Source organism: Candidatus Neomicrothrix sp. (genome assembly GCF_035329545.1).
GTDB classification, from domain to species: domain Bacteria; phylum Actinomycetota; class Acidimicrobiia; order Acidimicrobiales; family Microtrichaceae; genus Microthrix; species Microthrix subdominans.
Genome location: NZ_DAOLGP010000063.1, coordinates 1 through 9,965, shown reverse-complemented (window position 1 = coordinate 9,965; position 9,965 = coordinate 1). Strand labels below are relative to the sequence as shown.

General features: G+C 64.8%; 10 protein-coding genes and 2 pseudogenes. 6 read left to right on the top strand and 6 right to left on the bottom strand.

What is annotated here, in order from left to right; translation table 11 throughout:
- Window positions 1-377 (top strand): annotated as a pseudogene (locus PKD89_RS19340) (hypothetical protein); the annotation flags it as partial.
- Between the two features lie 92 nt (window positions 378-469).
- Here the strand turns inward: PKD89_RS19340 and PKD89_RS19335 are convergent.
- From PKD89_RS19335 to PKD89_RS19325, 3 genes are read right to left on the bottom strand one after another with little or no spacing between them, the layout of a single operon-like run.
- On the bottom strand, window positions 470-817 hold the full coding sequence (locus PKD89_RS19335) for a potassium channel family protein (RefSeq protein ID WP_287390887.1): 348 nt from the start codon (window positions 815-817) through the stop codon (window positions 470-472).
- A gap of 11 nt (window positions 818-828) precedes the next feature.
- A complete protein-coding gene (locus PKD89_RS19330) occupies window positions 829-2,133 on the bottom strand; it encodes an AI-2E family transporter (protein WP_287376656.1) in 1,305 nt (434 codons plus the stop codon).
- On the bottom strand, window positions 2,114-2,560 hold the full coding sequence (locus tag PKD89_RS19325; RefSeq protein WP_287390885.1) for a hypothetical protein: 447 nt from the start codon (window positions 2,558-2,560) through the stop codon (window positions 2,114-2,116). The genes PKD89_RS19330 and PKD89_RS19325 overlap by 20 nt, the downstream gene beginning before the upstream one ends.
- A gap of 181 nt (window positions 2,561-2,741) precedes the next feature.
- On the opposite strand from PKD89_RS19325, the gene PKD89_RS19320 reads away from it, so the two are divergent.
- Window positions 2,742-3,335 (top strand): mechanosensitive ion channel domain-containing protein, encoded by a 594-nt coding sequence (locus PKD89_RS19320; RefSeq protein WP_289012569.1) that lies wholly within the window; start codon window positions 2,742-2,744, stop codon window positions 3,333-3,335.
- Window positions 3,332-4,252 (top strand): HAD family hydrolase, encoded by a 921-nt coding sequence (locus PKD89_RS19315; RefSeq protein ID WP_287376648.1) that lies wholly within the window; start codon window positions 3,332-3,334, stop codon window positions 4,250-4,252. The genes PKD89_RS19320 and PKD89_RS19315 overlap by 4 nt, the downstream gene beginning before the upstream one ends.
- A 56-nt stretch (window positions 4,253-4,308) precedes the next feature.
- Here PKD89_RS19315 and PKD89_RS19310 read toward each other — a convergent pair whose 3' ends face one another.
- Entirely contained in the window at window positions 4,309-5,292 is a 984-nt protein-coding gene (locus tag PKD89_RS19310; protein WP_289012568.1) for a formylglycine-generating enzyme family protein, read from the bottom strand.
- Window positions 5,293-5,497: 205 nt separating this feature from the next.
- On the opposite strand from PKD89_RS19310, the gene PKD89_RS19305 reads away from it, so the two are divergent.
- From PKD89_RS19305 to PKD89_RS19295, 3 genes are all read left to right on the top strand, one after another.
- The gene (locus PKD89_RS19305) at window positions 5,498-5,983 is read left to right on the top strand and encodes a sulfatase-like hydrolase/transferase (protein ID WP_324332858.1); all 486 of its coding nucleotides are present in this window, start codon (window positions 5,498-5,500) and stop codon (window positions 5,981-5,983) included.
- The gene (locus PKD89_RS19300; protein ID WP_324332857.1) at window positions 5,947-6,894 is read left to right on the top strand and encodes a sulfatase-like hydrolase/transferase; all 948 of its coding nucleotides are present in this window, start codon (window positions 5,947-5,949) and stop codon (window positions 6,892-6,894) included. The genes PKD89_RS19305 and PKD89_RS19300 overlap by 37 nt, the downstream gene beginning before the upstream one ends.
- A gap of 306 nt (window positions 6,895-7,200) precedes the next feature.
- Entirely contained in the window at window positions 7,201-7,710 is a 510-nt protein-coding gene (locus PKD89_RS19295; protein WP_289012566.1) for a DUF1269 domain-containing protein, read from the top strand.
- Between the two features lie 139 nt (window positions 7,711-7,849).
- Here the strand turns inward: PKD89_RS19295 and PKD89_RS20030 are convergent, their stop codons facing one another.
- Window positions 7,850-8,494, bottom strand: a complete 645-nt coding sequence (locus PKD89_RS20030; RefSeq protein ID WP_338140690.1) for a sodium-independent anion transporter — start codon at window positions 8,492-8,494, stop codon at window positions 7,850-7,852.
- Window positions 8,495-8,620: 126 nt separating this feature from the next.
- Window positions 8,621-9,588 (bottom strand): annotated as a pseudogene (locus tag PKD89_RS20025) (SulP family inorganic anion transporter); the annotation flags it as partial.
- Between the last annotated feature and the right edge of the window lie 377 nt (window positions 9,589-9,965).

The window sequence follows — 9,965 nt, the reverse complement described above, 5'->3', positions numbered from 1 at the left end:
TCTACGTCGCCGACCGGAATAACCATCGGATCCGGGCCATCAACCCCACCACCGGGGCCGTCACCACCTTCGCCGGCAGCGGCACCGCCGGGTTTGCCGACGGACCCGGCAACACCGCCCAATTCAACGCCACAGCCGGGGTGGCGGTCGCCCCCGGCGGCACCGTCTACGTCACCGACGCCAACAACCACCGGATCCGGGCCATCAACCCCACCACCGGCGCCGTCACCACCCTCGCCGGGAGCGGCACCGCCGGGTTTGCTGACGGCCCCGGCGACACCGCCCAATTCACCGGCCCGATCGGGTTAACGGTCGCCCCGAACGGCACCGTCTACCTCGGCGACTACTTCAACCATCGAATCCGGACGATCACCTGACCACGCAACAAGCCCCTGAGCCCTTCGTTCGCGCGCAGGGAGTTAGATAACGGCGATGTCGTCTCGACATGTCTCTGAAAGACGGAGCACCCTCAACGTCGAGACGATCTCTTCGCTGCCCGGCGTTCTCGACGTTTCATCACCTCGTTGAAGTAGGCCGCCAGCAGCGACATCCCGCTAACGAGGTAGACGACGGTGAAGAGCTTCGAGAGGTCCGTGGTCGGGCTGAGATCTCCGTATCCCACGGTGGTCAGGGTGACCACACTGAAGTACAACGAGTCGACCCAGCTCCAGTCCTCGAGCAGGTGATACACGACAGTTCCTGTCAACAACGTACCGGCGGCCAAACCGCTCACGACGCTCGTCGAGCGACGCTCCCAAACGCCGGACGTTGCGCCAGCCAGCTCCTCACCTTTCGGCTCATCGCTCGTTGTTTCCATGGCGGGGTCGCTCAGTCGTCGTCGGACGGCGAGTCCTCGCCGCAGGTCGAGGCGCCGGGTTTGGTCGCAGCGGTGCTGGATGTAGCCGTGTCGTCAGCCGCCGGCTCGTCTCCGCCCGGCGATTCCCCACCGTACGTCGAGGCGTACACGACCGCGTAGGTCTTCCCGGAGTTGCTGATGATCGACGTGATGAGCGCAGCAAACGGAAGCGCCATGAACGCACCCATCGGCCCTGCGATGGCTCCTCCCGCCAGCGCCGACCCAAAGGCCACCCCACCGTTGATCGACATCGTCTGGGCACTCAGCTTCGGGCTCAACCAGTAGTTCTCACCCTGCTGGTAGATCAACGTCCACACCAGCAGGATCAGCCCCGCGCCGAGCCCCTGAACGGCCAACGTCATCAGGATCGGAACCGCCGCCCCGATGTAGGTGCCGACCGCCGGAATGAACTCGGCCACGAACCCCTCGAACACCGCCATTGGTAGGGCGTAGACAACCGGCATCCCTACCAGCAGCATCGCCACGAAAAACAACCCACCGTTGATCAGCATCAGGAGCAGGCGCGAATAGAAGTACCCGCCGGTCTGCTCGATCGCGGTGTCCATCACCCATCCGGTCACCTTCTGACGGCGGGGTGGCATCCTCCCCAACAATGCCTTCTGAATTCGCGGCCAGTCCGCTGCGAAGTAGAACGTGAACAGTGCGATCGTCGCCAGGTTGAAGATCAGACCGAGCCCCTCGGACGCGATCCCTCCCAAGTTCTTTGAGAACTTCGTGATGGCGTCGTTGGCCGACACCACGGCGTCATCGCCCTTCGATTGTCCGATCACGTCCTTGCCGATCAGATCCTGACCCTTGGCGTTCAGTTCCGCGACCCATTTGTCACCGTCCTTGCCAACCTCGCCCGCGAACTCCGTAACGCCTGGGATCAACACCACGACCATCAGCACCAGGAACAACAACAGCACTGCGTAGATCGTCCCCACCGCCGCCCCGCGCTTCCACCCTCTTTTTGCGTGGAGATGGTTGACCGCCGGGACCATCGCAATCGCGAAGAACAACGCCAGCCCCAGCAGCCTCAACAGCGACTGGGCCCGCCAGGCCATCGACGCGAGAACAAACGTCGCCAGCCCGACCACCACGACCTTCCACAGCGACTGCCACACCCACTTGTTCAACCACGCCGGGGGGCTCGCCGACTGAGCCGCTCCGGCACGCGCCGCAGCGACGACGTCGTCGGGCATCTCACCTTCGACGACCGCTCCGCCCTGAGTTTCTGGCCCTTCGGACACCTGGTCATCGACCACAACGCTCACCTCTCGGTCGCTTCATCTCACCTTCGTACGATGGGATGGCCGCACTCCACCCGGCTCGCCCGCCGGCCTGTCCTCGAAGAATCCGACAGTCCTTCAGCAGGCAGTACAGCACCATCACACCGAGGATCAGCCCGGTGAAAAAGCCGGCCGCCGAGTTGAGGTTGTCCTTCAAGACGTCGCTCTGGCTCCCGAGGGCCTGCGCCGTAATCAAGCCCGCACCCCCGATCACGACGACGAGGCCGAACAGCATCAGGCCTGCGCCGAGGCCCCGCTTGATGCCATGCGCTTCGAGCCGGTGACGGCGAACCCAGCCGGGAACAGCGAAACTGACCTTCTCAACAGAAGCTTCACCGACCTGGGCCGGTGCCGGCGTCGGAACCGAGGCCGAGGCCGAGGCCGAGGCCTGGGGGCTCGCACTCTCTGTCATCGGGTCACCGTACACACGCCCCAGACGTCTGGGCGTCACCTGTTGCGAGTGATTCGGACCAGCCCCCCTACCGATGGATTCAGTGGCGTGTCGGTTGGCCTGAGCAGTGGCGGCTGGGTTGCCCTCATCACCCAAATTGGGGGTGCCGGGGACCGAGTCGCTCGCTCTACGATCGGCGACCATGGACTTGGAGACGTTCCGGAAGGCGTTCACTGGGCAGCCGATCACCACCGCCGACGTCATTGTCGCGCTCGTCGTGCTCGGTGGTGGAGTGCTGCTTTCTTGGCTGCTGGGGCGAGCCCTCCGTAGCGCACTCGGCCGACCTGGTGGGCCCAACGAGCAGGTGGAGAAGCTGATAGGCCGTGTTGTGCAATGGGGGGTCATCGCCGTTGCCGTTGCGTGGTCGCTGAGCATTTTGGGCATGGAGGTCGGCTGGTTCTCGCTGTTCGTTCCGCTTGCGCTAGTGATCGTCGGATTCTCGTTGAAGCCGCTCGTCGACAGTTTTGCCGTCAGCGTCCTGATCGCTTCGCGACCGGCGTTCAGCGTTGGCGACGAGATCTGCGTCGACGACGTCCTCGGCGAGGTCATCGAGATCACCGAACGGAGCGTGGTGCTGCGAGAGCGAGACGGGACGCGGGTTCATGTCCCGAATGTCACCGTGCTGTCAAAGACGGTGACCGTCTACTCGACCGAGAGTGATCGGCGTTCGACCGTCGACGTGAAGCTGGCGGCCGGCACCGACGTTGAGCACGCTAGGAAGGCAAGTAGACCATGACCAACACAACCGTGAGCACGGACACCTCAGGCTTGGGCGGAGGTCTGTTGCCGAGTTGGCGGCAGACACCCACCCGGCAGTCGATCATCGACTTCGTCGATGCCGTGGCCGACCCCGAATCACCCGAGTACGTCGAGGAGTCTGAACGCGTGGCGGTGTTCGACAACGACGGCACGTTGTGGACCGAGCAGCCGCTCTATGCCCAACTCGCCTTTGCCCTCGACCGAGCGACGCAACTGGGCCAACCCACCACGTTGGACGACCTACATGCGGGCGGGATGAACGCATTGAAAGACCTGATCGCCCTCACCCACTCGGGCGTGACCACCGATGAGTTCGACGACTTGTGCCGGAGTTGGCTGTCATCGGCGCGTCATCCACGCTTCGATAGGCCGTACCCGGCAACCGCGTACCAGCCGATGCTGGAACTGCTCGCGCTGCTCGACGAGCACGCCTTCTCCTGTTGGATCTTCTCGGGCGGCGGCACCGACTTCATGCGAACCTGGGCACCCGAGGTCTACGGGCTCCCCCCACACCGGGTGATCGGGAGTGTCGGGGAAACCGAGTTCCGCATCGGGTCGACCGGCCCCGAACTGGTCAAGTCTCCGAAGATCCAGGTTCTCGACGACGGCCCGCACAAGCCGGAATCGATCCACCGTCATGTCGGGCAGCGCCCAATACTCGCCGCCGGGAACACCGACGGCGACCTGGCCATGCTCCAGTGGACCGCCGGCAGCCCGCACCGCACGCTGCAGATGTTCGTGCACCACACCGACGCCGAACGGGAGTACGCCTACGACCGAGACCCAACCCTTGGCAGCGGCACCGACCAGATCATGTCGGCCGCCACCGAGCACGACTGGACCGTGGTCGACATGGCCTCCGACTGGGCCACGATCTACCCGTCAGGCTCATGAGCACGTCGGAGCCAGGTCTCCAGGGCTCAGGCCGCTGGCCCGTTGCGCCGGCCGAGTCAGCTGGGCCCTGCAACCACCCGAAAGCCGATGTTGCCGGCGGTGGAGTCGGTCTGATTCGCGCTCCGCGCGTCGACCCGGTAACGCCAGCAGTAGCTCTCGTGGCACAGGTACGAACCGCCACGCATCACCCGCGCCGACCCCTCTGGCGGACCGGCCGGATCGACGGCGGCCCTACGGTTGTATGTGAGCAGGGCGAACCAGTCGAGACACCATTCCCAGACGTTGCCGGTCATCTGGTGGAGGCCGAAGCCGTTCGGCGGGAAATGGTCGGCGGGACTCGTCCCGATCCACCCGTCGGCACCGGTGTTTCCACCCGGGAAGTCACCTTGGAAAACGTTCATCCGGTGCTCACCGTTCGGCTCAAGGTCGTCGCCCCACGGAAAGTGCGATCCGCTCCGCCCCCCACGTGCAGCACACTCCCACTGCGCTTCGGTCGGCAGGGTCGTGCCGCTCCAGTCGCAGAACGCAACTGCGTCTTCCCAGCTGACGTGGACCACAGGGTGGCCACCTCGATCGGCAACGTCGCTGTGCGGGCCCTCCGGGTGTCGCCAGTCCGCCCCATCGACCTCGCGCCACCAGGGGGCCGCTTCCACACCGCGGGTCGGCGGGAAGTCGTCGGGGAGCAGACCGCCGAAAACGAACGAGTTACCGAAGCGTTCCGCCGTGCTCTGATGGCCGGTTGCAGTAGTGAACGCTTGGAACTGATCGTTGGTCACCGTGGTCCGGGCAATTGCGAACGGGCTCAAGGCCACCGTGTGTTCCGGACCTTCGCCGTCGGTGGGGTAGCCGCGCGGATCGTTGGTGCCCATGGTGAACTCGCCGCCCGGGATGTCGACGAAGTCGAACTCGATGCGCTCGCGCTGCGTCCCAACCTGGTGTTCGGAACCAGCTCCTGCCCCGCTTGGTTCTGCGTCGGCGGGCAAAGCTCCCGGCTCGGTCGGCCGTACCGGCGCGCAACACGGTTGTCCGTCGGACTGCATGGTTCCTCCCCTGCGCGACGTGGCGCTCTGGTCCCCGGTGCGTTCCAGCGCTCGGGTGAGGCCACATGATCACAGATCTCCGTGCGCCGGCGCGTCGGTGGTCGACATTTCACCTGATGTAGGCGATGCCGGGCGACCCACACCTCATTCACACTTTTGTTGCACCTGTCCATCGGGGACCCGTGCCGACCCAGCGAGGTGCCAAGTGGCCACGAACCAGCCCAACATCGTCTTCGTTCTGTGCGACAACATCGGCTGGGGTGACTTCTCCTGCTACGGCGGGACGACGCCGACGCCTCGAATCGACGAACTGGCCAGCGGGGGCATCAGGTTCAACAACTACACGGTCGAGTCCCAATGCACCCCGACGCGTTCGGCCATCCTGACCGGCCGCCAGTCGGTGCGATCCGGCACCTACAAGGTGCCGACGCCCGGCTCCGGGGCCAAGTCCGGCCTCGTTCCCTGGGAGTACACGATCGCCGAGCTGCTCTCCGACGCGGGCTACGCCACGTCGTTGTTCGGCAAGTGGCACTGCGGTGAGACTGAGGGACGTCTGCCGAACGACCAGGCTTCGACGAGTGGTGGGGTTACAAGAACAGCGCCGACGAGGCCGGCTGGACGTCGTATGCGGCGTTCAATGCACTCGCTGAGAAGATGGGACTCGACACACCCCATATCTGGGAGGGCGTGAAGGGCAGCAAGTCGACCGAGGTGCGCGAGCTCAACTTGGAGGTGCGGCCGCTGCTCGATGAGCTGATCGTCGGTAAGACCACCGACTACATCAAGGCCAAGGCAGACCAGCCGTTCTTCACCTACGTCGGGCTCGCAAACATGCACCCGCCCGAAGCGGTCCACCCCGATTTCGATCAGACCGACCCGTCGCGGCTGGGCCTGTACGCCGACGTCATCGCCGAGCTGGACCATCGCGTCGGCCAGATCATGGACTGCCTCGACGAGGCAGGCATCGCCGACAACACCCTCCTCGTGTTCTCCAGCGACAACGGCGCCGGGCTGATCGATACCGTCCCCCATGGCGGTTCGAGCGGCCCGTTCCGCGGCGGTTTCTTCACCCCGCCATGGGAGGGTTCGATGCGCACCGCCGCCATGGTCCGCTACCCCGGAACGGTGCCGGAGGGCGTGGTCACCGAACAGATGCTGTCGGCGCACGACTGGTACCAGACCTTCGCCGCCTTTGCAGGAGCCTCGGACAAGGTGCCGACCGACCGGCCGATGGACGGCGTCGACGCGTCGGAGTTCCTTCAGGGTACGAGCGAGGAGACCGGCCGGGAATCGTTGCTGTTCTTCGGACCTGACGGCGGCCTGATGTCGTCGAAGTGGCGCCAGGTCAAGGTGGTGCTTCGCCACTGCGAGGGGATCGCCGACCCGATCGTGCAGCCGCAGTTCCCCATGTTCTTCGACCTGGGCAGCGATCCCGGCGAGCGCTACAACCTGTTCCAGTTCAAGCTCGACATGGGCTGGATGTTCGGTGTGGCGTTCAGCTCCATCGCCCAGTTCGAGAAGACCGTTGCCCAGTACCCGAACATCGAACCCGGTGAGGAGTTCGACGGCTACCCGGCGTCGGCCTCAACGCAGAAGGGCTGAGCGACGACCTGGCCCGGATTCAAGCGACTTGCTGTCGTTCCAGCGGGCACGTGATGTCAGACCATGCGGCGGCGCGAGCGTCGGCGTCCCCGGCGGCGAGCGCCGCACACCGAGACGGGTGCCCACCCGCTCGGGCCGATCCGAGAAGTACAGCGTCGAAGGCATCACGCCCTCGATGGGTATGCAGGATCGGGTCAAATCGAATCCCCTGATGTGGGTGATGCCGCAGGGATCGCTCGGCCTCAAGCTGATTCCACAACCAAGCGGAGCACCTTTTTCAAGGGCCTCACGAACAGGAGAGATCACATGGCAAAAGCAGACGGAACCTTCCTCTACATCGGCACGTACGCAAGCGAGGCGTTCGCCCGAGACGACTACGCCATCGTCAAGGACCTCCACACCGACGGCGCTGTCGGCACCTACGACGCCGCCGTCATCACCAAGGACTCCTCCGGCAAGGTGCACGTGAACAAGGACGAGATGGCCACGCGCCACGGCGGTTGGGGTGGCGCCGCAGCCGGCGGCGTCATCGGCATCCTGTTCCCGCCGGCCATCCTCGGCACCGCCCTCGTCGGTGGGGCCATCGGCAGTATCGGTGGGCACGTCTGGCGCGGCCTCTCCCGGTCCGACGTCAAGGAGCTCGGTGAGCTGATCGACTCCGGCGAAGCTGCACTGCTGGTCATTGGTGCCAGCACCCTCGAGGCTGCCCTTGAGAAAGCACAGCTGAACGCCGAGAAGCACATCGCCAAAGAGCTCGGTGTCAGCACGGACGACGTCGACGCAGCGGTCCAGGAAGCCGCCTCCGAAATCAACTGAGTTGTCGGCGCCGTCGCCATCAAAGCGGCGCCGCCATCATCAACGCATGCGGGCTCCGCCAACCCGACCGGGATCGTCAGGTCCTGCAACGGAGGCTGTGCGGGGCCCGCACTCGTTGTTCCCACCTTCGGGCTGGCGCTCACCTGCGGGCGCCTGACCCGGCCCGGCCATTCACAACCTCAAGGCTGGCATGGAACTGCTCAAGGCATTCGGTCTGGGAACGCTCGCTCAGGCGTCGCTGGTGCTCGCCGGGCTGATCGTCTGCTGGGTGAAGATCCCGACGCGGATAGTGAGCATCCTCGCCGGGTTCGGCGCCGGGGCGATGATTTCGGCGGTCGCATTGGACCTCCTCGCCCAGGTCGTCGATGATGCCATCGGCCTCGAGGATCTCCCTGGCGTGCTGGTGCACCCGGGCCAACGAGATCTTCACGTCGTAGCGCTCCGTGAAGTGCCAGAGGCTGCGGAGTGCGGCCGCACCGGACACATCCACATAGAAGATCTCCTCACAGTCGATGATCAGCGTGCTGGGCAACGGGCCCTTCTCGGCGGCATCGATCAGCATCTGCTGTCCGGTGTTCTTGAAGGCCTCAGAATTCGAGAACACCAGGGGCGAGTCGAACCGGTAGATCATGACGCCGGGCACAGGTTGGGCGCTGGGGTTGCCATCGCCCTTCTGCGCACCGGAGATCCAGGTGAGCGCTTCAAAATCACCCGTCTTCGAGTCCTGTCCGAGCTCGGCTCGGCCGGGGAAACTCGTCCGATAGACGAGGTAGATGATCGACATGATGATCCCGGCGACCATCGCCGGCAGCAGGTCGAACGCCAGGACGAGCAGCAGGGTGACGTGTCCGAGAACAAAGTCCACACGATCGACGTTCCTGAGCTTGATCACCTTGGTCGGGTTCGCCGATCCCCACATGGCGTTGATCACGACCGCCCCGAGGGCGGCTTCGGGCAGCCATTGAAACGCCGGGGCAAGCACCAACAACGTCAGAAGCACGACCACAGCGAGGATGCCGTTCGACATCTGGGACTTTGCGCCTGCGGCCATGGCGGCCGACGACTTGGACAGGCTGCCGGTGACGGGCATCCCTCCAAGGATGCCGGACCCGACCAACCCCACGCCGAACGCCCGAAACTCCTGGTTGGAATCGAGGTCGTCATGGGTGGTTCGAGCGATCGACGAGGCCGAGCCCCATCCCTCGGAGAACCCGACGAGCGCCACCACGGCTCCGCCGAGCAGCAGGGTTCCCCACGTGGACCACGACAACCCCGTCGGAACCGTGAACGACGGCAGCCCCTTGGGGATCTTCGCCACCAGGTTGATGGTCGGGTTGGCGATTGCCACGTAGATCGAAGCGAGGACGACGGCGGTCAGCGCGGCCGGTACCAGCTTCATAAACCGTTGGATACCGAAGATCAGGGCGATCGCCAAAAGTCCGAGAACGGTGGAGGTCCAGTTCCAGTCACCGATGTGGGACAGCTCCGACCACAGCTTCTGAAACGTATTGCCCGAGGACGCCTTCACCCCGGTGATGTTGCCGATCTGACCGACGATGATCTGGATCGCCATGCCGGTGATGAACCCCGCCATGACGGCCTTCGACATGAAGTTCAAGATCCAACCCATCTTTGCCAGTCCGGCGACGATGAACACCAGCCCCGCAGCGACCGCCAACGCGGCGGTAAACGCAACCGCCTGGGTGGGGCTGGTCGCATTGAGCCCGGCCACGACGCTGGCTGACACGGCCGCCACCGAGCCGGCTGCCGCGTAGACCATGACGCGCGAGCCACCGAACATCGCGTAACCGACGAGCGCCAAGGGGGCGGCATAGAGCCCAACCTGGCCGGGACGTTGGCCACCGACGCGTACCCCATCGACTCGGGGATCAGCAGCGCCGCCACGCTGATCGCCGCGATCAGGTCGGCGACGAAGAACGAACCCCACTTGTACTTCGACAGCCATGCGGCGATGGGAAACCATCGCTGCACAGCACTTGGGGCGGTGGGCTTCGCCGTTGTGGTTGTCGTCGTGGCCATGCCTTCTCTTCCGTCAGTGACAGTTGCCGGGTGCAAGTGAGTGGGTCAGCAGTCCCCAACGCGCCATCAGCCAGCGTGGGCGATGAGAAACACAAACTCAGCTCGGATTTTCATACGGTTGCCGCTGCGGATCATCACTCAACGTGGGTGATGCTCCGCCTGAGGGGTCCCCGTTGAGTGGTCCGGTTGTTATGCGAGTTGGGGTTGGTTGGTGG

What these genes read in the sequence shown, in the direction of transcription:
- PKD89_RS19335 (WP_287390887.1), bottom strand. Translation starts at nt 817, where the DNA reads ATGGAAACAACGAGCGATGAGCCGAAAGGTGAGGAGCTGGCTGGCGCA.
- PKD89_RS19325 (WP_287390885.1), bottom strand. Translation starts at nt 2,560, where the DNA reads ATGACAGAGAGTGCGAGCCCCCAGGCCTCGGCCTCGGCCTCGGCCTCG.
- PKD89_RS19320 (WP_289012569.1), top strand. Translation starts at nt 2,742, where the DNA reads ATGGACTTGGAGACGTTCCGGAAGGCGTTCACTGGGCAGCCGATCACC.
- PKD89_RS19315 (WP_287376648.1), top strand. Translation starts at nt 3,332, where the DNA reads ATGACCAACACAACCGTGAGCACGGACACCTCAGGCTTGGGCGGAGGT.
- PKD89_RS19310 (WP_289012568.1), bottom strand. Translation starts at nt 5,292, where the DNA reads ATGCAGTCCGACGGACAACCGTGTTGCGCGCCGGTACGGCCGACCGAG.
- PKD89_RS19300 (WP_324332857.1), top strand. Translation starts at nt 5,947, where the DNA reads ATGGGACTCGACACACCCCATATCTGGGAGGGCGTGAAGGGCAGCAAG.
- PKD89_RS19295 (WP_289012566.1), top strand. Translation starts at nt 7,201, where the DNA reads ATGGCAAAAGCAGACGGAACCTTCCTCTACATCGGCACGTACGCAAGC.
- PKD89_RS20030 (WP_338140690.1), bottom strand. Translation starts at nt 8,494, where the DNA reads ATGTCGATCATCTACCTCGTCTATCGGACGAGTTTCCCCGGCCGAGCC.